25 protein-coding genes are annotated in these 26822 nt (G+C 66.2%); 8 read left to right on the forward strand and 17 right to left on the reverse strand.

Translation table 11 applies throughout. The features are described 5' to 3' along the window. Positions 1-71 precede the first annotated feature (71 nt). Together J2751_RS12195 and J2751_RS12200 are read left to right on the forward strand one after the other, a co-directional pair. Positions 72-941 carry a CbiX/SirB N-terminal domain-containing protein gene (locus J2751_RS12195; protein ID WP_209486378.1) on the forward strand — a complete coding sequence of 290 codons (870 nt, stop codon included), beginning with the start codon at positions 72-74 and terminating at the stop codon, positions 939-941. A 2-nt stretch (positions 942-943) separates the two neighbouring features. Beyond that, positions 944-2110: a DR2241 family protein gene (locus tag J2751_RS12200; protein WP_209486380.1), complete on the forward strand. Its 1167-nt coding sequence runs from the start codon at positions 944-946 to the stop codon at positions 2108-2110. Between the two features lie 45 nt (positions 2111-2155). Here J2751_RS12200 and J2751_RS12205 read toward each other — a convergent pair whose 3' ends face one another. Continuing rightward, on the reverse strand, positions 2156-3646 hold the full coding sequence (locus J2751_RS12205) for an aldehyde dehydrogenase family protein (protein WP_209486381.1): 1491 nt from the start codon (positions 3644-3646) through the stop codon (positions 2156-2158). Between the two features lie 208 nt (positions 3647-3854). Here J2751_RS12205 and J2751_RS12210 point away from each other — a divergent pair, with 208 nt between their 5' ends. From J2751_RS12210 to J2751_RS12220, 3 genes are all read left to right on the forward strand, one after another. Continuing rightward, positions 3855-4217, forward strand: coding sequence for a hypothetical protein (locus tag J2751_RS12210; protein WP_209486382.1), 363 nt, complete (start codon positions 3855-3857; stop codon positions 4215-4217). Between the two features lie 103 nt (positions 4218-4320). Then, positions 4321-6951 (forward strand): DNA topoisomerase I, encoded by a 2631-nt coding sequence (locus J2751_RS12215; RefSeq protein ID WP_209486383.1) that lies wholly within the window; start codon positions 4321-4323, stop codon positions 6949-6951. A gap of 314 nt (positions 6952-7265) precedes the next feature. After that, positions 7266-8678: a PAS domain-containing protein gene (locus tag J2751_RS12220; RefSeq protein WP_209486409.1), complete on the forward strand. Its 1413-nt coding sequence runs from the start codon at positions 7266-7268 to the stop codon at positions 8676-8678. A 26-nt stretch (positions 8679-8704) separates the two neighbouring features. Here J2751_RS12220 and J2751_RS12225 read toward each other — a convergent pair whose 3' ends face one another. From J2751_RS12225 to J2751_RS12290, 14 genes are all read right to left on the reverse strand, one after another. After that, on the reverse strand, positions 8705-9055 hold the full coding sequence (locus J2751_RS12225) for a DUF192 domain-containing protein (protein WP_209486384.1): 351 nt from the start codon (positions 9053-9055) through the stop codon (positions 8705-8707). A 61-nt stretch (positions 9056-9116) separates the two neighbouring features. Further along, entirely contained in the window at positions 9117-9371 is a 255-nt protein-coding gene (locus tag J2751_RS12230; protein ID WP_209486385.1) for a glutathione S-transferase N-terminal domain-containing protein, read from the reverse strand. A 546-nt stretch (positions 9372-9917) separates the two neighbouring features. Then, positions 9918-10373 carry an HNH endonuclease gene (locus J2751_RS12235; RefSeq protein ID WP_209486386.1) on the reverse strand — a complete coding sequence of 152 codons (456 nt, stop codon included), beginning with the start codon at positions 10371-10373 and terminating at the stop codon, positions 9918-9920. 49 nt (positions 10374-10422) lie between these two features. Next, complete coding sequence (locus J2751_RS12240) at positions 10423-11853, reverse strand: NCS2 family permease (protein ID WP_209486388.1); 1431 nt, start codon at positions 11851-11853, stop codon at positions 10423-10425. A gap of 146 nt (positions 11854-11999) precedes the next feature. After that, entirely contained in the window at positions 12000-12716 is a 717-nt protein-coding gene (locus J2751_RS12245; RefSeq protein WP_209486389.1) for a phosphoribosyltransferase family protein, read from the reverse strand. Between the two features lie 116 nt (positions 12717-12832). Further along, positions 12833-14101 carry an ABC transporter ATP-binding protein gene (locus J2751_RS12250; protein ID WP_209486390.1) on the reverse strand — a complete coding sequence of 423 codons (1269 nt, stop codon included), beginning with the start codon at positions 14099-14101 and terminating at the stop codon, positions 12833-12835. Beyond that, entirely contained in the window at positions 14098-15360 is a 1263-nt protein-coding gene (locus J2751_RS12255) for an ABC transporter ATP-binding protein (RefSeq protein WP_209486391.1), read from the reverse strand. Before J2751_RS12255 ends, J2751_RS12250 begins: the two co-directional genes overlap by 4 nt. A 1-nt stretch (position 15361) precedes the next feature. Then, on the reverse strand, positions 15362-16363 hold the full coding sequence (locus J2751_RS12260; RefSeq protein WP_209486392.1) for an ABC transporter permease: 1002 nt from the start codon (positions 16361-16363) through the stop codon (positions 15362-15364). After that, positions 16360-17349 carry an ABC transporter permease gene (locus J2751_RS12265; protein WP_209486394.1) on the reverse strand — a complete coding sequence of 330 codons (990 nt, stop codon included), beginning with the start codon at positions 17347-17349 and terminating at the stop codon, positions 16360-16362. The genes J2751_RS12260 and J2751_RS12265 overlap by 4 nt, the downstream gene beginning before the upstream one ends. Before the next feature lie 82 nt (positions 17350-17431). Beyond that, the gene (locus J2751_RS12270; protein ID WP_209486395.1) at positions 17432-19015 is read right to left on the reverse strand and encodes an ABC transporter substrate-binding protein; all 1584 of its coding nucleotides are present in this window, start codon (positions 19013-19015) and stop codon (positions 17432-17434) included. Positions 19016-19212: 197 nt separating this feature from the next. Continuing rightward, the gene (locus J2751_RS12275) at positions 19213-20055 is read right to left on the reverse strand and encodes a polyprenyl synthetase family protein (protein ID WP_209486397.1); all 843 of its coding nucleotides are present in this window, start codon (positions 20053-20055) and stop codon (positions 19213-19215) included. Positions 20056-20123: 68 nt separating this feature from the next. Then, positions 20124-20792: an NADPH-dependent F420 reductase gene (gene npdG, locus J2751_RS12280; protein ID WP_209486399.1), complete on the reverse strand. Its 669-nt coding sequence runs from the start codon at positions 20790-20792 to the stop codon at positions 20124-20126. A 95-nt stretch (positions 20793-20887) separates the two neighbouring features. After that, positions 20888-21907 (reverse strand): carbohydrate kinase family protein, encoded by a 1020-nt coding sequence (locus tag J2751_RS12285; protein WP_209486401.1) that lies wholly within the window; start codon positions 21905-21907, stop codon positions 20888-20890. Next, positions 21904-22860 (reverse strand): ribose 1,5-bisphosphate isomerase, encoded by a 957-nt coding sequence (locus J2751_RS12290; RefSeq protein ID WP_209486402.1) that lies wholly within the window; start codon positions 22858-22860, stop codon positions 21904-21906. The genes J2751_RS12285 and J2751_RS12290 overlap by 4 nt, the downstream gene beginning before the upstream one ends. A gap of 242 nt (positions 22861-23102) precedes the next feature. Between J2751_RS12290 and rnhA the strand changes: the two genes are divergently transcribed. Together rnhA and J2751_RS12300 are read left to right on the forward strand one after the other, a co-directional pair. After that, the gene (gene rnhA, locus J2751_RS12295) at positions 23103-23699 is read left to right on the forward strand and encodes a ribonuclease HI (RefSeq protein WP_209486403.1); all 597 of its coding nucleotides are present in this window, start codon (positions 23103-23105) and stop codon (positions 23697-23699) included. A 103-nt stretch (positions 23700-23802) separates the two neighbouring features. Then, the gene (locus J2751_RS12300) at positions 23803-24453 is read left to right on the forward strand and encodes a DUF7108 domain-containing protein (protein ID WP_209486411.1); all 651 of its coding nucleotides are present in this window, start codon (positions 23803-23805) and stop codon (positions 24451-24453) included. A 121-nt stretch (positions 24454-24574) separates the two neighbouring features. Here the strand turns inward: J2751_RS12300 and J2751_RS12305 are convergent, their stop codons facing one another. Beyond that, entirely contained in the window at positions 24575-24925 is a 351-nt protein-coding gene (locus tag J2751_RS12305; protein WP_209486404.1) for a PadR family transcriptional regulator, read from the reverse strand. 221 nt (positions 24926-25146) lie between these two features. Here J2751_RS12305 and J2751_RS12310 point away from each other — a divergent pair, with 221 nt between their 5' ends. Next, positions 25147-25683: an inorganic diphosphatase gene (locus J2751_RS12310; protein WP_209486405.1), complete on the forward strand. Its 537-nt coding sequence runs from the start codon at positions 25147-25149 to the stop codon at positions 25681-25683. 236 nt (positions 25684-25919) lie between these two features. Here J2751_RS12310 and J2751_RS12315 read toward each other — a convergent pair whose 3' ends face one another. After that, positions 25920-26717, reverse strand: a complete 798-nt coding sequence (locus J2751_RS12315) for a helix-turn-helix transcriptional regulator (RefSeq protein ID WP_209486407.1) — start codon at positions 26715-26717, stop codon at positions 25920-25922. Between the last annotated feature and the right edge of the window lie 105 nt (positions 26718-26822).

Genomic DNA, 26822 nt, shown 5'->3' on the forward strand with positions numbered 1-26822 from the left:
CGATTTCGGTCGCGTTCCCGCGGCCCCGCACGCTCCGAAGTCCCTAAGAGCGGCGCGGCCCCAGATCGGGTATGCAGTCGCTCGTCATCGTCGCGCACGGCTCACACCTCAATCCCGAATCGAGCGCGCCGACCTACGCGCACGCAGACACGATACGCGCGTCCGGCGCGTTCGACGAGGTACGAACCGGCTTTTGGAAGGAGGAACCACACTTTCGGGAAGTCCTTCGAACCGTCGAAGGCGACGAGATATACGTCGTCCCGCTGTTCGTCTCGGAGGGCTACTTCACCGAACAGGTGATCCCCCGCGAGCTTCGACTGGAGGGCTGGGACGTCTCCGAGTGGGACTCCGACGGGCTCTCCGCCGATCAGGCCACGCTCGTCGCCGAGGACATCGACCGTGAGGTCCACTACTGCGGTCCCGTCGGAACCCACTCGGCGATGACCGACGTGATCGAGCGGCGCGCGGAGTCGGTTACCGGAGACCCCGACGTTGGTGAGGGGTTCGGGCTGGCGGTCGTTGGCCACGGGACCGAGCGCAACGAGAACAGCGCGAAGGCGATCGAGTACCACGCCGACCGGATCCGCGAGCGCGACCGCTTCGACGAGGTGCGGGCGCTCTACATGGACGAGGATCCGGAGGTCGACGACCTCCCCGACTTTTTCGAGAGCGACGATGTCGTCCTCGTACCGCTGTTCATCGCCGACGGCTACCACACGCAGGAGGACATCCCGGAAGATGTCGGGCTCTGTGAGGATTACACCCACGGATACGACGTGCCGACCGAGGTCGACGGCACCCGGATCTGGTACGCGGGCGCGGTGGGCACGGAGCCGCTGATGGCAGACGTGCTACTGGAGCGCGCCGCCGACGCGGGCGCGGACCTCGGGACTGCGCTCGACGACGTGCGTGAAACCACTCGCGTCGCAACGGGGGACTAACTGTGAGCGACACTGCCTCCGTCGCGGAGGACGACCCCGAGGTCCCCGAGATTGACCTCCCAAGCGACGCCTTCGATGCGGTCCTCGACGCGGTTTCGGATCTCGGTCCGGGTGAACCCCTTCGATTCGAGGGGTTCAGCGTCGCCCGCGACGCTGACGATCAGTACGTCATCGCGTACGGCGACCGCCAAACTGGATTGAGCGAGCGCGAATTCCACGAGGCGCTCGACGAGCGGGCTCCCGCGGTGACAGACTGGTACACGTTCGAGCACGTCGTCGGCGAGTTCGGCCCACGCCGGGCGTTTCTCCGGTGGATCGAGGACGCAGACGGCCGGACGGTCGCGGACAGATACGCCGCGCTCGCGGCGGGTATCGAGCGGGCATGGGGCCAACTGCGGATCACGGCGACGGTCACCGACCGCGGCGAGCGCCGGTACGACATTCGTCACGCCGACGACGCGGGCGTTCCGGCGGCGGAGCTGGACGCGTACGAGGACCCGCTCGACGCGCGCGATATCGTGAAACTCGACGCAAAAGGGCGCTACCGCCCACTTAAAACCGCGCCGACGCTCGACTCTGGGTGGGTGTTCCCTGCCCTGTCCCCACGGGACGCCTACGAGACCGTCGAGACGGTGTACCCAGCGACCGTGGTCAACTGGCACCGCGAGCGCCAGGGTGAACTCGACGTAACTCACTGGCGCGAGACGATGGCGCGGCAGTCCGGCATCTACGGGGTCGTGAGGACATGGGACCGCGGCGAGGGCCACGAGCACGCGAACTGGGTCGCTGAGGCCTGCTGTGACGACTCGCAGTGTCTCAAACGGCGCGAGTGGGAGTACGACGACGAGACTGACCTCGATGTCGACGGCGGCGACGGCGTCTTCCCCTGCCGCGAGCCGTGTTCGGTGGTCGTCAGCGGGGCGCGGAAGTGGACCCGTCTGGAAAGCGAGCAGTCCCGCACCTACGAGTTCGAGTTGACGCCGAGCGAGAAGGAGCAGGTCGAGGCAGTGATCGACGCGGTCGCCGACGGCCGGGTAGACGAGATTCGCGAGGCCGACACGAAGGACCCGGCGAACCGATACCGGACCCGGTTCCTGCGCGCGAAGCGGTTCGACGACGCGGGGAACCTGAGCGGAACCCCGACGGAGCCGGACGACGGGTCGCAGTAGTGGTATCGGACGCGATTCCGGCGATCTACCGGTCCGCTTCCGCTCTCAGAACGGGTACTCGCGCGGCTCGTGCTGGATCGAGATCCACTTCGTCTCCGTAACCTCACGCAGGAACGCGTCGCTGTTGTACTCGCCGACGCCCGAGGCACCGATCCCGCTGAACGGGACGTGGGCCTCGTCGTTGATCGGCTGGTCGTTGATGTGGACATTTCCAGTCTCCATGCGCCCGGCGATCTCTTTCGCGACCGAGAGGTCGCCGGCGTGGACCGCCCCGGACAGCCCGTACTCCGTATCGTTTGCGATCTCGACCGCCTCGTCGACATCCGAGAACGGGATCACGGGCGCGATAGGGCCGAAGTGTTCGTTACACGCCGCCGCCATGTCGTTCGTCACGTCTGAGAGCACCGTCGGCGCAACGACGAGCGAGTCGTCGACACCATCGATCGGGACCGTGCGACCGCCGGTCTCCAGCGTCGCGCCCGCCTCGACCGTCTCGTCGACGTACGCCAGCATTTCGTCGCGCTGGGAGTCGTCAATGATCGGCCCGACGACCGTGTCGGGCTCGTGGGCGGTACCGACCGCGAGCGACTCGGCGCGGTCGGCGAGCTTCGCGACGTACTCGTCGTAGATCGACTCGTGAACCACGTGGCGATTGATCGAGATACACACCTGCCCCTGATGAACGAAGGAGCCGAACGCCGCCGCGTCAACCGCCCTATCGACATCGGCATCGCCCGTGACGACATGGGCGTTGTTGCCGCCGAGCTCCATGGCCGCGACCGCGAGGTTCTCGCCCGCGAGCCCCGCGACGTGCTGGCCGACCGCGGTCGAGCCGGTGAAAGAAACCACGTCGCTCTCTGGATGGCTGGCGACGCGATCGCCGATCTCGGAGCCGCGGCCGGTGACGACGTTGAGGACGCCCTCAGGGAGCTCCGTCTCCTCGAAGAGCCGCGCGAACAGCAGTCCGCCCGTGATCGGCGAGTTCGTCGAGGGCTTGAGCACGACGCTGTTGCCCGCGGCGATGGCAGGGAGGACCGCCCGCGCGCTCAGGTTCAGCGGAAAGTTCCACGGCGAGATTACCGTCACCACGCCTTTCGGCCCGCGTTCGACGAGGTTCTCCTTGCCGGGGATGTTTGACTCGGCGTGCTCGCCCTTCATCCGCCGTGGCAGCGTCGCCGCCTCGCTCGCGTGGTCGGACGCGATATGGATCGAGGTCTCTCCCATGATCGCCGACCCGCCGACCTCGTGAGCCAGCAGGTCGACCACGCCTTCCTCGTGTTCGTGAAGTGCTTGGAGGAACTCTTGGACCACCGCCGAGCGCTGCGCCGGCGGTGCCTCCGCCCACTCCTCCTGTGCGGCGGCCGCTGCCTCGTAGGCGGCGTCGACGTCACCCTCGGTTGCGGCGGGCACCTCCGCGACGGCCTCGCGCGTCGAGGGGTCCTCGACGGTGATGGTCTCGCCGTCGCCGCCGGCGACCCAGTCGCCGTCGATGTACTGTGCGCCCCAGTCGGCGTCGATGGATACGTTCTCCGGCATGCGTGGTTCATCAAACGGTAGAAGAACCGAAAAGGCGGCTGATAGGAGTAGAATCGCCCGGATCACAGCTCAGCGACAGGTCGACGACCGGGAGTCGCAAACCCACGACGAGAACGAGCCGGCTAGGGAGATGCGTCCGGCGAGGCGAGAGCGAGGGCGGCATAGCACTTACCACGGTTGCGACCGTATCTCCGTGCGACGATCTGGCATGCGATCCGACACGATAGCGCGGTACCGGCCGGAGTTGGTCACGCTTCTGCTCCTCGCCGCCGTCTCAGTCGGCGTGTTGGCGGGGGTCCAGCGTGGAACGTTCACCGTCGCGGTCCTCGGCGCGCTGGTGGCCGGCATCGCCGTCCTCTCGGCCGGGCTAGTCCGGCTGTTCGCGGTCGCCGAAGGCGTGTTCGTCCTCGAAGCGCTCGGCGTCGCGGTCGTCTCGCCGCTGCTGTTCGAGCGTTCGGTCCGGTTCGAGCTGTACGGGTTCGGTCTGGCGCTGGCGTTCCTCGCCGGGGCGTTCCTGAGCCTCGCCGCAGAGCGGTCCTCGACTCGTGGGGAGGGCGACCGAGCCGCGTGATCCCGATTCGAGCGACCGATCTCGCCGCGAGCGACCGGTCAATCTCACGGTCCGACCCCGCGTCACGAAAGGTTTACGCGCGCCAGCGGCGTAGCCGGCGGCAATGAGTCGCGGCCCCGAAGTCATCGTCACCGAGAAGGACAACGCCGCGCGGCGGATCGCGGACATCCTCAGCGACGGCACGGCGACGGCCGAGCGGATGAACGACACCAACGTGTACGAGTGGGGCGGCAAGCGGTGTATCGGGCTCTCGGGTCACGTCGTCGGCGTCGACTTCCCGCCGGAGTACAGCGACTGGCGCGACGTCGAACCGGTTGAGCTGATAGACGCCCCAGTCCGCAAGGCCCCCACTCAGGAGGGGATCGTGGCCGCGCTCCGACGGCTCGCCCGCGACGCCTCCCGGGTCGTCATCGCGACCGACTACGACCGCGAGGGCGAACTCATCGGCAAGGAGGCCTACGAGCTCGTCCGCGAGGTCAACGAGGACGCGCCGATCGACCGGGTCCGGTTCTCCTCCATCACCGAGACGGAGGTCAAAACGGCCTTCGCGGACCCCGACGACCTCGATTTCGATCTGGCCGCGGCCGGCGAAGCCCGGCAGGTGATCGACCTGACGTGGGGGGCCGCGCTGACCCGGTTCCTCTCGCTTTCGGCCCGCCAGCTCGGCGACGATTTCATCTCCGTCGGCCGGGTCCAAGGACCGACCCTCAAGCTGATCGTCGACCGCGAGCGCGAAATCCGTGCGTTCGACCCCGAGGCGTACTGGGAGCTGTTCGGCGAGTTGACGAAGTCGGGCGGCGATCCGTTCGAGGCGCAGTACTTCTTCGAGAACGATGTCGGCAACGAGGCCGAGCGCGTCTGGGACGAGTCGGTCGCGGAGACGCTCACCGAGGCGCTCGCCGCGGTCGACGAGGCGGTCGTCGACGATGTCCGTCGCCGAACGCGGACGGACGAGCCGCCCGCGCCGTTCAACACGACACAGTACATTCGCGCGGCCGGTTCGCTCGGCTACTCCGCACAGCGCGCGATGTCAATTGCTGAGGAGCTGTACACCGCCGGCTACGTCACCTATCCCCGGACGGACAACACGGTGTACCCGGAGGATCTCGACCCGCGGGAGCTGCTCGGGGAGCTGGAAGGGTCCACGCGGTTCGGCGAGGACGCGGCCGCGCTGCTCGACCGCGACGAGATCGAGCCGACGGAGGGCGACGAGGAGACCACCGACCACCCGCCGATCCACCCGACCGGCGACCTCCCGAGCGCCGCCGACCTCTCCGAGGACGAGTGGGAGGTGTACGAGCTGATCGTCCGTCGCTTCCTTGCCACGTGTGCGGCCCCCGCGGAGTGGGAGCGGCTCCGCGTGGTCGCCTTGGCGAACGGCGAGGCCACGAGCATCGCCGCCGAGGCCGATCCGCTTCCCGCGCTCCGTAATCCAGACGACGCCGAGGGCACGCCGTCGCTGGTCGCCGACGGCGGCCTCCGTCTGAAGGCGAACGGGAAGCGGCTGCTGGAGGCCGGCTACCACGAGGTGTACCCGTACCGCTCCAGCGACGAGCGGATCGTGCCGGACGTCGAGGTCGGCGAGACGCTGGCGCTCTCCGGCCGTCGAACGGACGCCAAGGAGACCCAGCCTCCCCGTCGCTACGGCCAGTCACGGCTCATCGAGGAGATGGAGAAACGGGGGGTCGGCACGAAGGCGACCCGTCACCGGACCCTCGAAAAGCTGTACGACCGCGGCTACGTCGAGAGCGACCCGCCCCGGCCGACGCGACTCGCCGAGTCGGTCGTCGAGGCGGCGGAGACGTTCGCGGACCACGTCGTCAGCGAGGAGATGACCGCCCAGCTCGAACGCGACATGCAGGCGATCGCCGCGGGCGAGAAGGAGTACGATGAGGTGACCGAAGCCTCCCGCGAGCTGCTCGAACGCGTCTTCGACGACCTCACGGAGTCACGTGAGGCGATCGGCGACCAGCTCCAGACGTCGTTGAAGGCGGACAAGACGCTCGGCCCCTGCCCGGAGTGTGGCTCCGACCTGCTCGTTCGACAGGCTCGCGGCGGATCCTACTTCGTCGGCTGTGACGGCTACCCGAGCTGTGAGTTCACGCTCCCGTTGCCCTCCACGGGCAAGCCGCTGCTGCTCGACGAGACCTGCGAGGACCACGAGCTCCACCACGTCAAGATGCTTGCGGGCCGGAAGACGTTCGTCCACGGCTGTCCCCGGTGTAAGGCTGACGAGGCCGACGAGGCCGATGACGAGGTGATCGGGGCGTGTCCGGAGTGTGGGGAGGGCGCGGCTTCGCCGCGGAACGGAGGCAGTGAAACCGACGGCGGCGGCGAGCTCGCGATCAAACAGCTCCGGTCCGGATCGCGGCTGGTCGGCTGTACCCGGTACCCCGACTGTGACTACTCGCTGCCGCTCCCGCGACGCGGTGAGATCGAGGTGACCGACGAGACCTGCGAGGAGCACGACCTCCCGCATCTCCGGGTTCACTCCGGCGACGAGCCGTGGGAGCTCGGCTGCCCGATCTGTAACTACCGCGAGTTTCAGGCTCGACAGGAGGGATCGGAGCTGGAGACGGTCGAGGGGATCGGCGAGAAGACCGCCGAGAAGCTTCAGGGAGCGGGTGTCGACGGCGTCGAGGCGCTCAAGTCGGCGGATCCGGACGAGCTGGCCACGGACGTCGACGGCGTCAGTCCGGATACGGTCCGCGACTGGCAGGCGAAGGCGGACTGAGTCTCGGGCGCACGAGATATACGTCTCGGGATAGTTCAATACGACAACTGATGGGCCGAGACGGAAGCGAGGGGGAAAACGAGGATCCGGACGCGACCGGTAGCGACCGGGAAGCGGTCGGCAGCGATCGGGAGGCGTCCGGGGAGTCCGACCAAGGGTTCACTGAGTCGGACCGTCCGCCGGACATCGCGGACGCGGAGCATCCGACGAGGGCGGGCGGCGAGGCCACCCCGACGACTGACGACGACAGTCACGCAAGCGACTCCCGGGCCGACGCGTCGAGTCCGAACGGTCGGTCGGTCGACTTCGGCGGGATGGCCGACGAGGAGTGTGTCGAGGCCGCGTGGTCGTTCGTCGAATCGGTCCCGACGCCGACGCTCGCAGTCGACCCGGACACGACCGCGATCCACGCGGCAAACGGCCACGCAGCGTCGTTGTTCGGTCGGGACCGATCGACGCTCGCGCTAATGGGACTGACGGACATCGGGGGACCGACGACCGGCGACAACTCCATCGAGGAGACGTTCGCGTCGGTCGTCGCGTCCGGGGGCCCGGAGCACTTCGAGTGGGACCTCCGGACCGACGACGGGGAGCGGCGTCGCCTTGCGGTCGACGCGCACATGACGACGGTCGCCGATCGGGAATGGCTCGTCGTCACTCTCACGGACGCTACGGCTCGTGTCCGCTCCGAGCAGAGCACGAGCGAGCAGCTCCGGACGCTGGATGCGATCGCCTCGACCGTCCCGATGGCGCTGTTCCAGTGTGATGCCGCCGGCACGCTGACCCGCTGGAACGACCGGTTGGCGACCGACACCGGGTACGCCGCCGAGGGCCTCTCCGGGCGGGCTCTCCCCGACCTGTTCGACGACCGGAGTCGGTCGACCGTCGCCGACGCGCTCGCAGAGGTGTACGGGGAGGGCACGCACATCGAGCGCGAGGCGACCCTGCTGACGCGATCCGGCGAGCGAACCCCGTACCGGCTGACGGTCGGTCCCGTAACCGACACGGACGGATCGCCCGTCGGGCTCGTCGGTGTCGGCGAGGACCGCACGGAGGCGTCGCTCCGCGAGGAGCGGCTCGCGGTACTGACGCGAGTGCTTCGACACAACTTCCGGAACGAACTCAACGTGGTCACGGGATTCACACAGCAAGCCAAACGCAAGGTGGACGACCCAGAGACAATCGCCCAGCTCGACCGGGTGATCGATACTGCCGAACGGCTGTTACACCTCGGCGAGACCTCACGGAAGGTCGAACGCCTCCTCGGCGACCAACCGACGCCCGGTCCGATCCCGTTGGCCTCGGTCGTCACCGACGCGCTCGGATCGATCCCGGCGACGCTTCGCGATCGCGCCGACATCGAGACGGACGTCTCCCCGGGGATCACCGTGTCCGCGGTCGATCAGCTGTCGGACGCCCTCGCCGAGTTGGTCGACAACGCGATCCGCCACAACGACGCGGAGCGTCCGCGGGTCCACGTCGCCGCCGCCGAACTCCCCAGTGAATCGTGGGTGTCGCTGGTCGTCGCCGACGACGGCCCCGGAATCCCGCCGGCCGAGCGTGCGGTGCTCACCGGCGAGGAGACGCCGCTTGACCACGCCAGCGGGCTCGGACTCTGGTACGTCAACTGGGTGGTTACCGCTGCCGGCGGCGAACTCGCCATCACCGAGAGCAAGGGCGGCGGCACCCGTATCGAACTCAGTCTTCGGACGCCGAACGCCGGCTGAACGCCCTTCGATCGAGCCCGCGCCCGTCACTCCCGGAGCAGCATCTCATCGCCGACGGCGACGTCGTCGGCCGCGCCCGCGGGGAGTTCGACTATCCTGTCGGCGTGTCCGCGGCCCAGTCCGACGAACGGCGCGAGCCGCTTCGTGGCCGTGACCTCGCCGTCGACGAGCCAGACCGCGTCGATGGCGAACGGGACGAACAGCATATGGAGCCACTGTGTTTCCGGCTCGTCGAACGGAAAGACGAGCGCGTAGTCGTCCGGGACCGACCGGCGGAACATGAGCCCGCGCGCCTGTTCGAGCGTGGTTCGGGCGATGTCGACGTCGCTCGCGAGGACGCGAGACTCGCCGTCGTCGGGGCGATGAACGAGTCGCACGTCCGCGTCGTCGTCGTCGTCGGATAAATAGCCTCGTGGGTCGCAAGCGGCGTGGGTCGCGTTAGCTCGCGTTGCCGTACGTCTTCTCGAGGTACGCGACGATGTCGTCGCTCTCGGGCATGGCGTCGATCCCGTTCGGCTCGTCGACGAGGACGGGGACCCCGGTCTGACCGCTCAGCTCCTCGACCTCGGTACGCTCGCTGTGTGAGCGGGGCACCTCGATCGACTCGTACTCCAGATCGAGCTCGGCGAGTTTGTCCTTGACCTTCGCGCAGTACGGACAGCCCGGCAGTTCGTAGAGTGTCAGATCCGTCATCGGATAACTGTAGGGCGTAGACGCGTAAAGAAGTACGGCCGTCGGTGTATCCGTCGCGCACTGGCGTCGAGGTCAGGTTTATAAGTGATTCGTGGTGTCGCCGGTGGAGTTTATATGTCGTTGCCGGCGTGGTGGACGGTTCGGACGCTTCGGCCGAGCGTTTATAAGTAGTCGATGACTGATCGATAGAGGGCTCCTTCGGAGTCCCGACTGATCGTATATATATGGGTGAGTACGGACCGGCGGTGAACACCTCCAAAGCCCCACCCGCACAGCAACCGCACCTCACACTTCCCCACCCTCGTTGCGGCCGCCCGTCGCTTCGCTCCGGGACGGCCGCACCTCCCTCGCGCGCGTTCCTCGGGCTTCGCCCTCGTCTCACGCGCGCCGACCGCGATACTGGGTTTATATACCCCGCTCGCCGTTCCGGCGGTCATTTATATACTCTATCGGCCGAGTGTCGCGTTTATGATCGAGTGCCGCGTCTTATGATCGAGTGCCGCGTCTTATGATCGAGTGCCGCGTCTCACGGTCGAGTGCGGCGTCTCACGGTCGAGTGCCGAGCGCGGGCCGCGTCTCCTCGCGCGGAATCCGGTCCGCCCGTCGGTCGTGGACGTCCTCGTGACAGTCCGGACACAGCGTGATCAGGTTCGAGAGGTCGTTTGCCCCGCCGTTGGATCGGGGGACAACGTGGTGGATCTCCAGAACGCGCGCGGCGGTTCCCTGCGTCGACTTTCCGGGCGGGCGGCGTCGCGTCCGGCCGTCGCGGGCGCGCCAGACGCTCGCACCGTCGACGGTTTCGATCCGCCCGGCGGGACAGAGCGCGCATTTAAATTTGTCTCGGAGCCGAACGCTCGCTTTCCGTTCCCAAGAGGGTTGTGGCGACCGATACGACCGGGTGCCGTTCTCCGAGAGCTTCGAGAACAGCTGGGTGATCGTGAGCCGTGGGGGGTCGGGTAGCTCGCGAAGCTTCCACGCGCGAACCGACTCCCACTCCTCCATACCGACGAGTGACGGGGGACGAACAAAAAGCGCGCGACGATGCGCCGACCTAGAGAATGAACCCGCCCGTCTGGAGCGCGTAGTAGGCGACGAGCAGGGCGGCGAGCACCCACTGGCCGGGGTGGACGTCGTCTGTCTCGCCCATGGCGGCTTTGATGATCGGGAACGTGATGATCCCGGCGGCGAGCCCGTCGGCGATGGAGTACGTCAGCGGCATCACCAGAATAGTGAGCGCGGCGGAGACGGTCCACGCCGGATGGCTCCAGTCGATGTCGGTGACGCCCTGGAACATCATCACGCCGACGACGACGAGCGCGAGGAAGGAGGCGTAGTCGGGTAAAAGTGGCACGAGCGCGACAAACGGGATCGCGAGCAGGAAACAGCCGGCGACGACGAGCGCCGTGAGCCCGGTGCGACCGCCTTCCTCGATACCGGTCGAGGACTCGATGTACGTCGTCACCGTCGAGGTGCCGAGCATCGCGCCGACGGTGGTACCCACCGCGTCGGCCATCAGCGGCTCGTCCATGTCTGGCAGTTCACCCTCCTCGTCGAGGAAGTCGCCGAACTGCGAGACGCCGATGAGGGTTCCGGCCGTGTCGAAGAAGTCCACGAAGAAGAACGTGAACACGACGAACGTGAACGTCACGGGGTCGACGTCGGCGAGTCCGTCGATGAACGCCCCGGCGATCGGCGTGAAGTCGAACTGGACCTCGGTCACGAGCGTCGTCAGTCCGCCGACCAGTCCCTGCTCGCCGAACGTCGAGTAGAGGTCGCCGTCGACGACGTTGCCGGGTGTGGTCAGCCCCGCGATCGCGGCCACCCAGCCGGCGGTTGCCGTCGTCAGGATCCCGATGACGATGGATCCGGTGACGCCGCGCGCCCAGAGGATCAGGGTGAACAGCACGCCGAGAACGCCCAGCAGCGCGCCGGGCGTCGCGACGACGTCGCCGAGTTCGACGAGCGTTCCCTCGTAGGCGACGATCACCTGCATCTCCTGAAGGCCGATGAAAAGCAGGAACGCGCCGATACCGGCACCGACCGCGTACTTCACCGGCTTCGGGAACAGGTTGATGACGTACTCCCGCGCCCCGACCGCGGTGAGGAGGATGAAGAGGATCCCCTCGACGAACACCGCCGCGAGTGCGGTCTGCCACGGGATGCCGAGGCCGAGAACGACCGTGAACGCGAAGAAGGCGTTGAGCCCCATTCCCGGTGCGAGCCCGAACGGTCGGTTCGCGTACAGCGCCATCACCACGGTCGCGACGACGGACGCGAGGATCGTCGCGATGGCGATCATCTGGAACACCTGTATCTGCTCGTACCCCTCGATGACGATCGCTTCCGACAGGATCGCCGGGTTCACCACGATGATGTACGCCATCGCGAGGAACGTCGTGACGCCCGCGATCAGCTCCGTCCGCACGTCGGAGCCGTGCTCCGCCACGTCGAACCGCTCGGACAGCGTGTCTGTGATCCCCATTGAACGGGTGTTCGTACTTCGGGAACGGAATATAAACCTTGCTGATGCGTATCAATAGTGATCCGTACATATGGATCAAAACACCCTTCAGATCTATCGGATCGAGAAAGTGATGCGCATTCGTGTATACTCTTTCGGGGCGGGAGCTACTGATCGAAGGTCGTGAGCGCGCCGACCGGGGCATCGGTGATCGCTCGCGCACGATCCATTCCTTCGTCACCGACGGCGATGAGGGTGAACACGCCGCCGACGTCCGCGTCGGCTTGGAGCGCGATGTCGAGGAGGAGCTCCTGGGTCTCGCCCGACCGGATCAGGTCGTCGACGACGAGGACGGTGTCGCCCGCCTCGATGGCGCTCGCCGGCAGGTAGTAGGTGAGTTCGATGCCCGAGGCGAGCCGCTGGCGCGACTCGATGAACTCCTCGACCGCCGTCTCCTTCGACTTCTTCGCGTACCCGAGTCGAGCGTCGAAGAAGGAGGCCATCGCCGCACCGAGGGAGATCCCGTCGGTTGCGGCGGTGAGGACGACGTCGGGGGTCGCGAACTCGAACGTCTCGGCGGCCACGGGAGCGACGAGGTTCAGAAACGACTGGTCGAAGACGACGTCGGAGTTGTCGACGTACCCCTCGTCGTCGAACGTCACCCGGGAGACGAGCTCGTCCGCGAGCGCCTCGTGGCCGACGTCGACGACCACCTCACGGGCGCGCTCGGCCCCGGGTAACACGTGCCCGTTCACGTAGCGGTTCAGATCGCCGGCGGGCAGCCCGGTGAGCGCCGAGAGCTCGTCGTACGTTCGCGTCTCCTTGAGACTCCGCAACACGGCCACGGCACGTAGCTGGAGGGTCGCCTTCTCTGCGCGGTTCATACGAATGATCGTGATCGCACAAGTATGAATACACCGAAGTGATACGAGTGTTTAGTATCCGGATATCCGGACGTTTCTCGTCGACGATCGAGTGATATGGCCGTGTCTCGCGCCGTTCACCGATCCGGGAGGTGACACGCCACCGGATGGTCGGTGCCGTCGAGATCGGGATTCGTCCGTTCACAAACGCTCTCGAAGTCGTCACGTAGCGTCGCAGTCTCCCAGTTACCGCGTGCGACCGCCGCGAACGCGTCCTCAACGTGTACTCGATACTCCCTCGGCAACGACCGTTCGAGATGTCGTTCGATCGCGGCGTCGACGAACGCATCGACCGCCGCGTCGTCGGGCTCTTCCGGGGGTGAGTCGTACCCCGCACGCTCCCAGAGCTTCGTGACGCTGAGACTCCGGTTCTCGAGGAGGCCACGGAGGTTCATCACTTCCCGGTAGGCCTTCTGATCGATATCCAGCCCTTCCGGCGGGATCACCTCGGGACAGCGAGTCCGGAACCGACAGCCGCTCGGTGGGTCCCGCGGGGAGGGTACGTCCCCGGTCAGAACGTCGATCGTCCGGTCCTGCTCGGCGAGGGAGGCTCGCGGGACGCTCTCCAATAGCGCCTCGGTGTACGGGTGTCCCGGCGACTCGAACAGCTCGGCGGTGTCGCCGATCTCGACTATCTCGCCGAGATACATCACCGCGACCCGATCACAGATATGGCGGATCACGGAGAGGTCATGTGAGATGAGCAGGTACGTCAGGTCGAGCTCGTCCTGTAGATCGCTCAATAAGTTGAGGATCTGCGCTTGAACGCTCACGTCCAGCGCGCTCGTGGGCTCGTCGAGGACGACGAACTCGGGCTCCAGCGCGAGCGCTCGCGCGATAGCGACCCGCTGGCGCTGCCCCCCGGAGAACTCATGCGGGTACCGATCGTATTGGCTGCCCGATAGTCCGACGCGATCCAATAGGTCCCGGACCCGATCCTCGCGTTCCGCTTTCGTCCCCACGTCGTGGACGTCGAGCGGCTGCTGGACCGACTTTCCGATCGTTTTCCGCGGGTCCAGACTGGAGAACGGGTCCTGAAAGACGATCTGTGCTTCCCGGTGGAACTCGTCGAGCGCCTCACCCGAGAGGTCGTAAACGTCACGTCCCTCGAACTCGACGCGTCCCCCCGTCGGCTCTTGGAGTCCGAGGACAGTCTCGCCGGTCGTGGACTTCCCGCAGCCGGACTCGCCAACCAACCCGAGGGTCTCTCCGCGTCGGACATCGAAGGTGAGTCCGTCGACGGCCCGGACCGCAACCGGGTCGTTCCCCAACAGGCGATCGACAAGCGAGTTCTGCTCCCAGAAGTACTTCTGTAGCCCCTCGACGCTGAGCACCGGATCGCTCATCGCGAGTCACCCCCGTCGGGCGAGGCCGACTTGTCGCTCGCGTCGGCACTCTCGTTCGAGCCACCGTCGCTCGCGTCGGCACCCTCGGTTTCGAAGTGATCGTCCGGAAGCGGCGGGCTCTCGCCGTACTCCAGATCCGTCAGAACGCATTTGACGACGTGGTCGCCGTCCGCTTCGACCCGGGTGTCCGGCGGACGCTCCAGACACGCCTCCATGGCCTTCGGACACCGATCCGCGAAGTAACAGCGGTCCTCCATCTCGTGATCCAAGAGGCTCGGCACGTTCCCGGGAACCGGATCGAGTGACCCGCCGACGCTTTCGAGGTCCGGCACGGATCCCAACAGCCCCTCCGTGTACGGGTGAACGTTGTCCCGAAAGACGTCCTCCAGTGTCCCACGTTCGACGATCTCGCCGCCGTACATGACGCCGACGCGGTCACACATGCGTGCGATCACGCCGAGGTTGTGTGTGATGAGCAGGATCGTCATTCCGGTCTCCGCTTGAAGCTCCGAGAGCAGATCGAGCACCTGCGCCTGAATGGTGACGTCGAGCGCGGTCGTCGGCTCATCGGCGACCAACACGTCCGGCTCGCCCGCCAGCGCCTGCGCGATCATCGCCCGCTGAAGCATACCGCCGGAGTACTCGTGTGGGTACTCGTCGGCCCGCTCGACCGGGTCAGGAATTCCGACCAGCTCCAACAGCTCAATCGCCCGTTCCCGACTCTCCTCGCTGACGTACCGCCGCGAGGGTAGCGCAAACGAGAGAACGAGCGACCCCAGCGAGTACTCCTCGCCGTCGGTCCGCGCGCGCGTCGACCGCGGCCGCGAGCTCGCGCGCTGCTGTACCTCGACCGCCTCGGCGATCTGCTCGCCGACGGTCAGGCTCGGATTAAAGCTGCTCTCGGGGTCTTGGAAGATCATGCTGAGGCTCGTTCCCCGAAGCGACGTTCGCACCGACTCGGGAACGCCTCGAAGGTCGACGTACTCGCCGTCAACGACATCGGGGAACTCCTCGCGCACCTCGTCCGCCAGTTCGGCGTCACGGTACCACAACTCTCCGTCCGTGATCTCTCCCGGCGACCCGACGAGGTCGACGAGCGAGAGGCCGGTGACGCTCTTGCCCGACCCTGACTCCCCAACGATCCCGAACACTTCCCCTTCGCGGACGTCGAACGAGACGTTTTCGACGGCGTTGACCTGTCCCTCGCCGGTGAAAAACCGGGTCGAGAGTCCCTCAACGCGGAGGACGTCCTCGCGCATCTCAGGCACCCCGCTGTCCTTCGTCCAGGTTCGGGTCCAACGCGTCACGGAACCAATCGCCGAGCAGGTTCACGGCGATCACCGTCAACACGATACCGATGCCGGGAAGCGTCGACACCCACGGTCGGGTCCGAAGAATGTCCTGTCCGCGTTCGATCTCGTACCCCCACGAGAGCGTCGTCCCCGAGAACCCAAGATACGCTAACGACGCCTCCAGAAGAATGATCACTGCCACTTGGATCGTCGCGAGCACGATGATCGGGGTGACGCTGTTGGGGAGGACGTGACCGATCAATACGTCGCGATCGGTCGTTCCGAAGCTCTTTGCCGCCTTGACGTACTCCTCATTGCGCAGCGACAACGCCTCTCCGCGGGCGACACGGGCGAACCACACCCAGATCACGAGCGCGGCGACGATCGTGACGGTCCCCGGTATCGGTATCGATTCGGGCATCCCGTCCGCGAGCCCGAGAGAGACGATCGGATCGGGCACGTACACCGGTGATTCCCCGAACACCCCGATCAACGCGAGCGCGAGAACGAGCGCCGGGAACGCCAGCATCGTGTCCGCGACCCGCATGAGCGCGTCGTCGACCCGCCCCCCGTAGTACCCCGCGATCAACCCGATCGGCACTCCGACGAGCATCGCCATCAACGTGGCGGAGAACCCGACCAGTAACGATATCCGCGCGCCATACACGAACCTGGAGTACACGTCCTGTCCGACGTTGTTCGTTCCGAGGACGTGTGCGGAGTCCGCGGTCACTTCCACCTCCTGTATCTCGCCGTCGACCGCGATCTGTGTCGTGTACTCGGTCCCGATCGGCGGGTACGCGTTTCCGCCCTCGTCGTAGTATCCCGTCCGGGTCGGATCGTGTGTCGCCAACAGCGGCGCGAACACTGCCATCAGCACGATACTTACGAGAAGCACCATCCCGATCTTCGGGAGGAGGCTCTCACGGAACGTCCGTCGGAGATTGGAGGTGATCCTATCGGAGATCATTCGTCGTTCACCCGTGGGTCGAGGGAGGAGTACAGCGCGTCAACGAAGACGTTGATCGTCACGAACGCGACGGCGATGAACACGATTATGCCCTGCATCAGTGGCCAGTCACGCGCGTCAAGCGCGTCGATGAGCCGAAGCCCGAGCCCCGGCCAGTTGAACACGGTTTCCGTGATCACGGCACCACCCATCAGGGTACCCATCTGGAGTCCCAAGACGGTCAGGATCGGGATCATCGTGTTCCGGAGGACGTGTTTGTACCGGACGAGCACCGCCGGAAGCCCCTTCGCTCTCGTCGCCGTCACGTACGGTTTACCGAGTTCGTCGACCATCCCGCTGCGAGTCAGCCGCGTGATGAGTGCGGTGAAGTACGTTCCGAGCGTGAGCGCCGGCAGCGTGATATGTTGGAGCCACGTGAGGAGATCGCCCGCCGAGCCGAACGCGACGAGCGTCCATATCGCTTCGACGAGTCCGACCGGACGCCGTCCGGTCGGGAAGATCCCGAGCCAGACGCCGAAAAGCAGGATCAACATCAATCCGAGCCAGAAGTTCGGCGTACTGATCCCGAGCAGGGAGAACAGCGTCGCCCCGTAATCGGCGGGTTCGTTCCGGCGAGTCGCCGACACCACGCCGAGCGGGATCGCGATGACAAGCGCGACGACCGTTGCCGCGATGGCGAGCTCGAGGGTGGCAGGGATCCGCTCTATCACCATCGCCTCCACCTCGCGGTTCGAGCGCCAAGAGTAGCCGAAGTCGCCGATGAGCAGCCCCTGTACGTAATCGAGGTACTGAACGTAGATCGGCTCGTCGAGGCCTTCCTGTGCTCGCACCCGAGCGATCGTCTCCGCGGTCGCCCCCTCGCCGAGCATCAACGTTGCCGGGTCCCCGGGCGAGACCGCTCGAAGCCCGAACATGATCGTCACTACGCCCCAGACGACGAACACCGCCTGAAGCGTCCGCCGTACGAGGAACTTCGCGATCGACATCTGGATATGTGCTCGAAACCCGCGCCACGATAATTACCTTTCGACACGATCATCGACGTCGACGAACACGGCAGCCGGGAGGTTACTGGTTCATCCCCCAGACGTACACCGTTTCGTCCTCGCGGGGGTCCCACTGGATGTCCTCGCGAACGCCGTAGATGCTCTCTTGGGTGTGCAAGAAGACGAACGGTGCCTTCTCGTGGGCGATCCGATTGACCTCTTCGAGTTGCGCGCGACGCTCGTCCGGGTCCTCGATCGACTGGCTCTCCGCGATCGCGTCGCTGAGTTCCTCGTCGTCGAACGACCGCGTCTCGGCGTCCTGGCTGAAGAAGCCCTGTACGCCGTAGTCGGTGTCGCCCGTGATCGTTCCCCAGCCGATCATGTAGAACGGGATCTCGATCACGTCGGGGTCGACACCGGCGGAGTTCGCGTCGGAGACGACGCCGAAGTCGACGATGTTTGCCTCACAGTTGACGTTGTCGAGCTGGTCGATCTGGTCGGCCGCCGTTTCGCCGACGGCGGCGTCGTTGAGGTACCGACCCTGCGGAACGGTGAGCTCGATCTCGATCCCGCCGTAGCCGCTGTCCTCGACGAGGCTCTCGGCCATTCCGATGTCCTGTTCGTAGGGTTCGATGTCGGAGTTGAACCCGTTGATGCCGGGCGCGACCGGCTGTCCGCGGGCCTCGCCGAAACCGCTGAGCACCGAGTCGACGATCCCTGCGTTGTCGACGGCGTAGTTCATCGCCTGCCGGAACTCCTGGCTGTCGAACGGCTCGACGGTGTTTTTCATCGGCAGGAAGATGTTCCGGAAGCTCGTCACGCGACGGATCTCGACGTTGTCGGCGTTCTGTACCGTGTTGACGTCCTCGGGGAGGATGTTGATCGTCACGTCCGTCTCGCCGGTTTCGAGCGAACTGACCCGGCCGCTGGACTCGCCGTCCGAGTTAAAAACGACGCGCTCGAAGGGTGGCTCCTCGCCCCAGTAGTCGTCGAACCGCTCCAACACGACCTCCTCGCCGGAGGTGAACTCGACGACCTCGTAGGGGCCGGTTCCGTTGAAGTCCTCGGGGTCCGCACCGGAGATGGACTCACCTTCCTGATCGGCGTCGTGGTTCTCGATCGACCAGTCGCGGTTCATCGCGCGGGCGTAGTTTCCGAATTCGAACTCGGCGAGCCCGGGCGCGCCGCTATAAGAGATCTCTACCGTCGTGTCGTCCATCGCCTCGGCACCGGTGATCGAGCCAAGCCCGAACGCGCCGATGTCGCTGGCGACGCCGATGTCGTTGTCGACGGTCCGGTTGATCGTCCACGCGACGTCCTCCGCGGTCATGTCGTCGCCGTTGTGGAACACCACGTCGTCCCGAAGTTGGAGTTCGGTCACCCCGCCGCCGAGGATCTCCGTCTCCTCGACTACCCGCGGGAAGATACCGTCACCGGGCTCGAAGTCGAACAGCGGCTCGTAAATGTGGTCCAACACGTCGAAGTAGTCCCCGGTGATGTGATCGAGCGGGTCGATCGTGTCGGGGAACTGTGACAACGTGATCGTGAGTTCGTCCGGCGCTTCCTCGCCGAGACACCCGGCGAGGCCGGCCATCGAAACGCCGGCGACGCCGGTAGCTTTCAGCACGTCCCGTCGACGAAGGTCGAATCCTGATCCTTGCGACATGGTACCATCCTTACCCGTCAGTTATATATATTTATTGGTAGGGGATCGCCGTACTCCGGCGAGATCGCGGACGTACGCCGATCCGGTCGTCGGAAAAGAGTGACCCCCGGAACGGGATCGATCGTACAACAGAAGCGACCATACGATGAGACCGACCGCACAACGGGAGCGACCGGTACGGATCCCTGAGTTCTTGGCTACCGCTCCCGAACGACAACGAACTCGGCGAGATCCCGGAGGTACTCGATCGCCTCCGTCTCCGGCGGGTTCGCATCGTCGAGCGCTTCAAGCGCGAGCTCCGACTGTTCGCGAGCTCTGTCGTTGATTTCTTCGGGCGACAGCGATGTCACCTGTACGACCGACGGGCGATCCATCTCGGCGTCTTGGCCCGTCGGCTTCCCGAGGTCGTCGGCGTCGGCGGTGGCATCCAACACGTCGTCACGCATCTGGAACGCGACGCCGACGCGCTCGGCGTATTCGCCGAACGACTCGACCGCGTTGGGATCGGCGTCGCCGGCGACCGCGCCGAGTTCTGCGGCCGCACGGAACAGCGCGCCGGTCTTTCGGCGTGCCAAGTCCATGTACTCGGCCTCTGTTGTCGGGCGGGCGGCGAGCTCGGTCGCCTCGCCCTCGCCCAGTTCGACCATCGCCTCGGCGACGGTTCGCATCGCCCGATCGTCGGTCGAAAAGAGTGCGAACGCCTCGCCGAGGAGCCCGTCGCTCGTCACGATCGCCGGGCCGTAACCGAACTCGGCCCACGCCGAGGCGGTTCCGCGGCGGACCGCCGAGCGGTCGATGATGTCGTCGATCACGAGCGAGGCGTTGTGGACGAACTCGATCCCGGCCGCGAAGTCGACGGCGTCCTCGGGATCGCCGTCGAACGCCTCACAGGCGAGGATCGTCACCGCCGGCCGGACGCGCTTGCCGCCCGCGAGGACGACGTGGCCGAGCTCGTCGGACAGCTCCTCCGGCTCGGCCTCGTCGATGACCGTCTCGATCCGGTCCTCGACTAAGGCGACCCGGCGCTCCAGGTACTCCATCTACCGCGGTGAGGAGCCCGCCGCGCAAAGGCCTAACGGAACGCGGGTCGGTTCCGGGTTGAGCCCCCTCACGTGAACCGGATCCCGAGGTCGTGAAGCCCGTCGTTGTTGCTCCCTACGTTGATCAAAAGCGGTGTGACCGCCTCGATTTCGGGTGCGTTGGCGACCCCTCCGGCGTCGAGCGCGCGAAGCCCGTCGATACCCTCCGCGATATCCGTTACGATCCCCTTGGCGTCCTCGTCGTCGCCGATGACGAGCGTGTCGATCCCTAACTCCGCGTCGAGATTCGCGAGGCGAGCGGCTGCGAGGTTGTGGAACGCTCCGACGACCGCGACCCCGTCCGGGGCAGCCCCCGCGGCGATCCGCGTGACCGAACCCGCGCCGGGTTTATGATAGTGGAACCCCTCGTCGTCTCGTTTCATTCCGGTCGCCGGCGAGACGAGCACGTCACCGTCGTCCAAGGCGTCCGCCACCGCCTCGACGGTGTCACCGATGTGGTACGGCGGGACCGCGAGCACGACGACGTCGGCCCGTTCCGCGGCCGCGACGTTCTCGAAGCCGGTCACCTCGCGGTCGAGCCCGCGGCTGTCGAGCTCGGTCGTGTACTCCTCCGCCTTCGTCTCCGCCTTCTCGGCGTCACGCGAGCCGATCAGGATCTCGTGGCGGGTGTCCGCGGCGAGCCGGAGCGCGAGCCCCTCGCCGATGTCTCCGGTGCCGCCGAGTATCGCGATATCCATATCGAACGTGGGTCCGTCACGCTCTTAGGGGTTGCGTGACCGGCCGTGCTCGCCACCGTCGCCGAGTCGGCGGACGTGGACGCAGGCGACCCGCGTTAGCCCCGAACCTCGATCAGGAGGTCCGACTCGGGTGACTCACCCATCATCGATCTGACCCGGTCCCACGAGAGGTCGGTCCGCGCGGTGACGGTTTCCGCCGCGATCGCGCCGCAGGCGTTCGCCACGAGCAACGGGACCTGATACTCTCGCGGGTCGTGTGGGAATCCGTCCCCGGTGATCGCCGAGTCCCGGAGCGCCGCGCCGAGGAATCCGGCCGCGAACGCGTCGCCCGCACCGGCAGTATCGACCGCGTCGACCTCGAAGCCGGGATGCGAGACGTCGCCGTGTGGGGTGTGGACGGTTGCCCCGGATCCGCCGTGTTTCACGGCGATCACGCGGTCGGTCGGTGCTCGCGGGTCGATGTCGGTCCCCGCGGCGAGCGCGTCGGCCTCCCGATCGTTCACGAACAGGAGATCGGCGGCGTGGAGCGCGGCGTCGTACTCGCGGTCCCTGACGCGTCGGCCGGGGTCGAAGCTTCGAGTCACGCCGACCTCCGCCGCGCCCGTCGCCAGCGCGGCCGCGGTCGCCGGCTGCTGCCCGGTCAGATGGAGGTGGTCGGCGGCCGCGAGGGTATCCCGGTCGAGGTCGGCCGCCGAAAAGGACTCGTTCGCCCCCTCGTTGGCGAGCATCAGCAGCTCGCCGCCGCCGTCGACGATCACATAGGTGACGGAGGTCGCCTCCCCGGCGTCGACGAGGACGTGTCCCGGGTCAACGCCGGCGTTCGCGAGTTCGCGCAACACCAGCGCGCCCGACTCGTCGCCCCCGACGCTCCCGAAGACGATCGACCGGCCGCCGAGCCCGCCGAGGCCGACCGCCACGTTCGCCGCGCTGCCGCCACCCGACTGTTCGAGCCGTTCGATCCGGGTCTCCCCGTCCCGTTCGGGCAGCTCGTCGACGTGGATCGTCACGTCCCAGTTGATATGACCCGCGGCGATCACCTTCGGAGAGCCCCCCTGGTCGTCCGGCCGGAGGTCGGGATCCGGCGTCGGCCGGGCGGGTCCGTCTTCGTCGCTCATGGCTCCGCCCACGGCTCGGCGGCACCCTCACCGAACAGCTCCCGCATCAGCGTCACGATACTCTCGGGCGGGAACTGCCCGTGTTCGGTGACGATCGCGTCCATGTACCGTGGCGGCGTCACGTCGAACGCGGGGTTCTCGACGCTGATGTCGCCGATCGCCTCGCGGGCGTCCTCGTCGATCACCTCCGACTCCGAGCGCATCTCGATCTCGACGGTGTGGCCCGTCAGCGTCTCCGGGTGGAGCTTGATCGTCTGGGCCGCGGTCATGATCGGGACGCCGCGCTCGCGGGCGTTGACGGCGAGCCCCGAGGTACCAACCTTGTTGATCACGCCGCCGTCGGCCGCGATGGAGTCCGCGCCGACGACGACGTGGTCGACCGTATCGAGGTAGCGCCGCGCCGCGGAGTCGACAATCAGCGTGACGGGAACGCCGGCGTCTCGGAGCTGTTCGGCGGTAATATGTCCTTGATTGCGCGGGCGCGTTTCTTTGACGACCGCCGATATCGACTTCCCCTGCTCGACGGCAGCCTCGATACACGCGAGCGCGTCCGTCGAGTGGCAGTGGGTCATCACGGTGTCGCCGTCGGCGAGCCGGTTCGCGCCGACTCGTCCCAGATCCGTCTGTGCACGGTCGAGTTGGTCGACGAACTCCTCGACCGCGTCGACGACGTTCCGGCGAAGCGTCTCCACGTCTCGGCCATCCATGCGCTGGAGGACGTAGCGGAGGGCGTTCGGCAACGAGACGGCTGTCGGTCTCGTCTCGTGAAGGGTGCGGGCGGCGGCGCGCAGCGACGCGCAAAACGCCTCCGGTGAATCCGGGTCGATCCCCCGCGCTTGGGCCGCGAGCGCCTCGGCGGCCGCCCCGGCGATCGTCGCCGCGCCGCGGATCTCCATCGTGGCTATCGCCTCGGCGGTGTCACGTACCGAGGCGGTCGGCTCGTGTGCGGTCATACCGCTACCGTGGCCGCCACGGTACTTATAAAACCGGCTCCGCCGTCGGCGTCGTGGACGAGAAACCGCGCCGGCGATCGTTCACCGTGATCGCCTTTTGTGATCGATGACGGGAGTACGTCCCGCGATACGTTGTCCCGATCGTTTATAAATGGACGAACGGGCTCGGCTGCCGACGGAGGTCGCGGTGGTCGACTGGCGGACGGACAACGCTTTGGGTTCCCGCCTCCGATTCCGATCGAATGCCGACGATCGACTGCGATCCGGCGGCCGCACGGTCCCGTCTGGAGGAGGCGAACGTCCGGATCGAGGCCGGCAACACCGACCACGAGCGGTGGCGCGCCGAGCGGGACGGGGCCGTCGCCGTCGCATACGACGACAAAGTGGTCGTCCAGGGGAGCGATCCGACCAGGCTGACGAACCTCCTGAACGAGGGGGGCGGACGGGCCCACGTCTACTTCGACGGGGCGTCCCGCGGGAATCCCGGTCCGGGAGCGGTCGGCTGGTGTCTCGTCACGTCGGACGGCGTCGTCGCCGAGGGGGGTGAGCGGATCGGCCGCGTTACCAACAATCAGGCGGAGTACGCGGCGCTGATCCGGGCGCTTGAGGCCGCCGACGAGTACGGGTTCGATGCCGTCGACGTCCGGGGCGACTCCGAACTGATCGTCAAGCAGGTGCGCGGCGAGTGGAACGCCAACGATCCGGAACTGCGCGAGAAGCGGGTTCGGGTTCGGGAACTTTTAGAGCGGTTCGACCGCTGGTCGCTCGCTCACGTTCCGCGAGAAATAAACGACCGGGCAGACGACTTAGCGAACGAGGCACTCGATGACCGAAACTGACGAACACGAGGGGAGCCGGGTCGCTGCCGACGACGAGAACTCCGACGACGAGAACTCCGACGACGAACCGCCCGAGTGGGCGAGGGAACGCGCACGCGAGATCATGGAACCGATCGGAGACAACGCGGAGGCGACCGAAGACGGCGGCGACGGGATAGCGGCCGGAGCCGACGAAAACGATGGTCTCGACGAGGAGCGTCGCGTCCCCGACGTTCCCGTCGATGTCGTCGACGAGGCGGAGCGGCTCACCCGTCTCGCCCGCGAGGCGGCGGATCCTGACGCCGCCGCACACTACCGCGAGCGTCGCGACGAACTCGTAACGGACTACGAGTACACGCCACGGCTCCGTAAGGAGGACGACACGCTGGTGTTGTACCCCGACGAGTGGATGGAGTCAGGGACGGTACGGATGGACCGGATCGAGGAGACGGATCGCGCGGTCGAGGTGTCGCTGTCGGGACCCGGAGACGCCGACCGCTATCAGGCGGTGGCCGCCTACAACGACGCGGTCGTCGAGGCAGTCGCCGACCGCGCCGCCGACGTCCACGCCGCAACCGCTCGGACGTTCGCGGCGTTCATGAGCAACCACTACGTGCGGCCCGTCGACGACGCGACGCCGGCGATGCGTGAGGAGTTTCGCGAGGAGTTTCTCCCCCGAAACGGCTGGCCGACCGACGAGCAGCTCGCGGTCGTTACGGAGTCGCTCGACAGGATCGAATCGATCGCCGAGACCATCGAGGAGTCGGACGGCTGACGCCGGAAACGGATGGCTGACGCCGGAAACGTAGTGACGGAGAGACGATCCGCGTCGTGTGCCAGCACGCGGATCGCGGCCGAGTGAGACGTGAACGGCAGAACGGACTCCGAGGCGTGGACTACTCGAAGAGACCGCGGACCTCGTCGGCTCGCGTCTCGTCGGTGACGAACCGGTCGAGAACCCACTCCAGTTGGCCAAGAACGACGTCATGGCCGTCCTCCGTGAGCTCGTACTGGTTCGTTCGCTTGTCGAGTTCGCTCTTCGCGACGAAGCCCTGCTCGACGAGGTCGTCGAGGTTGGGGTAGAGTCGACCGTGGTTCACTTCCGAGCCGTAGTACGACTCGAGTTCGCGTTTGACCGCGAGCCCGTACATCGGTTCCTCGGCGAGGATAGTCAGGATGTTCTGCTGAAACGCGGTCAGGTCGTGTGCGGTCGTCGATGCCTCGGAAACGGATCGTGCCTCTGACATGCTTGATGGGATGGTTCCCGTACTTATAATCTTTCTCAACGTTCACCGGGTTTTATTCCGCAAAGACCGCCACACGGCCATGAACGTTCATACAGAGGTCTTCGACCGCGCCGCACGCGGATCCGATGACGCCACGTCGTGACGGATCCGAACGAGCGAGAACGAGACCAGCCGTGTCGTCCCGAAAGGACTTTGGACGCGTTCGCCGGACTGTGTCACACATGGTAAACCTCTGGGAAGACCTCGAAACGGGGCCGGACGCGCCCGAGAAAATATACGCGGTCGTGGAGTGTCTCAAGGGCGAGCGAAACAAGTACGAGTACGACAAGGACATCCCTGCCGTCGTGCTCGACCGGGTCTTACACTCGAACGTTCACTACCCGTACGATTACGGGTTCATCCCCCAGTCGTACTACGACGACGGCGACCCGTTCGACGTGATGCTGCTCGTCGAGGACCAGACGTTCCCCGGCTGCGTGGTCGAGGCTCGCCCCGTCGCCCTGATGAAGATGGACGACGACGGCGAGCAGGACGATAAGGTGATCGCCGTTCCGACCGAGGACCCGCGATTCGATCACGTCGAGGACCTCGATGACATCCCCCAGCAGATCCGCGACGAGATAGACGAGTTCTTCTCGACCTACAAGAACCTAGAGGCAGGCAAGGAGGTCGAAACCCTCGGTTGGGAGGACAAAGCGACTGCCACGACGGCCATCGAACACGCCCAAGAACTCTACGCCGAGGAGTTCGGCGAGTAGTTCGCCGGATCCCAATATAACCCGGGCGTATCGTTCACGCACCGGGCGATGTGTTATGCGTATGGGTAATCTTTAGGGAGACGAAGCCGTGGTATCGGATAGGACCATGAGCGAGCACTCGCCTTCCGTTGGCATCGACCATCCGACCGTCGTGCCGGCGAACTTCGATCCCGACCGTCCGGACGGCTCGAACGAGACACGACCGTCGGTCGACGACTCCTGAAGCGACGGCTCGGTCAGTTCTCCTCCATTGCCGCGGATAGCGGCGTCGCGTCCGCGACGAGCGCCTCGAACCGCGAATCGACCCACTCGATCACCGACGGGTCGGTCGATTCGAACACGTACCGCGGGTTGTTGGCATTCCCGTACGCGATCACGCACGCGACATCGGCGTATCGGAACAGACCGTACTCGATGGCTTCGGGGGCGACGTAGACGGTGGCGTCATCGTCGAAGAGGGCCCGATCGGTCGCCTGACCGAACTCCTCGATCGACGTCTCGAGGACCGCACCGTCGATCACTAGTTCCACGCTTCCCCCTTCATCAAGCGCCGACGCGGCCGCCTCGTTGTACTGGGTGGTCACGATGGGTGAGACCGCCCGGATCGTCGCCCCGTTCGCCAGTCGAACGAGTTCCACGACCCGATCGAGCGCCGCGAGCGGGTCTCGATCGGTCGCCGCGGTGACCTCGCCGCGGTCGAGCGCCGAGGCCGGGAATCCAGCGTCCACACGTTCGAGATCGGCCGCAAACCCGCCGTATCGGTCGGCACGGTCGATCTCGGTCAACAGTCCCTCGTAGGCGTCGTGGACTCGTTTCCCGGTCGCCGTGACGTGGTACTCACCACTCCGTTTGACCACCCACTCGCGCTCGCGGAACCCGGCGAGGATCCGCTGGACCGTGGTCCGAGTGGCGTCGACCGCGTCGGTCAGATCCGCCGGGCGACGCGGATCCTCTCGAAGCGTCCTGAGGACGGTGGCCCGAACCGGCGACCCGGCGAGGTAGCGTGCGTCGTCGTGTCCGCTATCGGACGGCATCGTTCGAGTCACGGTACGTGTTTAGCCCGAACTGATTTCGCTGCTATCTCATAGAAGGCGCACAACTTAGCCTGTATGAACTGGCAGCAGAGGTTCGTGATGATT

The sequence above is a fragment of the Halorubrum alkaliphilum genome, from assembly GCF_017873815.1.
GTDB classification, from domain to species: Archaea; Halobacteriota; Halobacteria; order Halobacteriales; family Haloferacaceae; genus Halorubrum; species Halorubrum alkaliphilum.

Excerpts from the sequence above, each read along its gene's own strand:
- J2751_RS12290 (WP_209486402.1), bottom strand. The coding sequence starts at position 22,860 with ATGACCGCACACGAGCCGACCGCCTCGGTACGTGACACCGCCGAGGCG.
- J2751_RS12215 (WP_209486383.1), top strand. The coding sequence starts at position 4,321 with ATGAGTCGCGGCCCCGAAGTCATCGTCACCGAGAAGGACAACGCCGCG.
- J2751_RS12230 (WP_209486385.1), bottom strand. The coding sequence starts at position 9,371 with ATGACGGATCTGACACTCTACGAACTGCCGGGCTGTCCGTACTGCGCG.
- J2751_RS12235 (WP_209486386.1), bottom strand. The coding sequence starts at position 10,373 with ATGGAGGAGTGGGAGTCGGTTCGCGCGTGGAAGCTTCGCGAGCTACCC.
- J2751_RS12270 (WP_209486395.1), bottom strand. The coding sequence starts at position 19,015 with ATGTCGCAAGGATCAGGATTCGACCTTCGTCGACGGGACGTGCTGAAA.
- J2751_RS12240 (WP_209486388.1), bottom strand. The coding sequence starts at position 11,853 with ATGGGGATCACAGACACGCTGTCCGAGCGGTTCGACGTGGCGGAGCAC.
- J2751_RS12285 (WP_209486401.1), bottom strand. The coding sequence starts at position 21,907 with ATGAGCGACGAAGACGGACCCGCCCGGCCGACGCCGGATCCCGACCTC.
- J2751_RS12195 (WP_209486378.1), top strand. The coding sequence starts at position 72 with ATGCAGTCGCTCGTCATCGTCGCGCACGGCTCACACCTCAATCCCGAA.
- J2751_RS12305 (WP_209486404.1), bottom strand. The coding sequence starts at position 24,925 with ATGTCAGAGGCACGATCCGTTTCCGAGGCATCGACGACCGCACACGAC.
- npdG (WP_209486399.1), bottom strand. The coding sequence starts at position 20,792 with ATGGATATCGCGATACTCGGCGGCACCGGAGACATCGGCGAGGGGCTC.
- J2751_RS12310 (WP_209486405.1), top strand. The coding sequence starts at position 25,147 with ATGGTAAACCTCTGGGAAGACCTCGAAACGGGGCCGGACGCGCCCGAG.
- J2751_RS12255 (WP_209486391.1), bottom strand. The coding sequence starts at position 15,360 with ATGCGCGAGGACGTCCTCCGCGTTGAGGGACTCTCGACCCGGTTTTTC.
- J2751_RS12205 (WP_209486381.1), bottom strand. The coding sequence starts at position 3,646 with ATGCCGGAGAACGTATCCATCGACGCCGACTGGGGCGCACAGTACATC.
- J2751_RS12220 (WP_209486409.1), top strand. The coding sequence starts at position 7,266 with ATGGCCGACGAGGAGTGTGTCGAGGCCGCGTGGTCGTTCGTCGAATCG.
- J2751_RS12265 (WP_209486394.1), bottom strand. The coding sequence starts at position 17,349 with ATGTCGATCGCGAAGTTCCTCGTACGGCGGACGCTTCAGGCGGTGTTC.
- J2751_RS12315 (WP_209486407.1), bottom strand. The coding sequence starts at position 26,717 with ATGCCGTCCGATAGCGGACACGACGACGCACGCTACCTCGCCGGGTCG.
- J2751_RS12260 (WP_209486392.1), bottom strand. The coding sequence starts at position 16,363 with ATGATCTCCGATAGGATCACCTCCAATCTCCGACGGACGTTCCGTGAG.
- J2751_RS12275 (WP_209486397.1), bottom strand. The coding sequence starts at position 20,055 with ATGGAGTACCTGGAGCGCCGGGTCGCCTTAGTCGAGGACCGGATCGAG.
- rnhA (WP_209486403.1), top strand. The coding sequence starts at position 23,103 with ATGCCGACGATCGACTGCGATCCGGCGGCCGCACGGTCCCGTCTGGAG.
- J2751_RS12210 (WP_209486382.1), top strand. The coding sequence starts at position 3,855 with ATGCGATCCGACACGATAGCGCGGTACCGGCCGGAGTTGGTCACGCTT.
- J2751_RS12250 (WP_209486390.1), bottom strand. The coding sequence starts at position 14,101 with ATGAGCGATCCGGTGCTCAGCGTCGAGGGGCTACAGAAGTACTTCTGG.
- J2751_RS12245 (WP_209486389.1), bottom strand. The coding sequence starts at position 12,716 with ATGAACCGCGCAGAGAAGGCGACCCTCCAGCTACGTGCCGTGGCCGTG.
- J2751_RS12300 (WP_209486411.1), top strand. The coding sequence starts at position 23,803 with ATGGAACCGATCGGAGACAACGCGGAGGCGACCGAAGACGGCGGCGAC.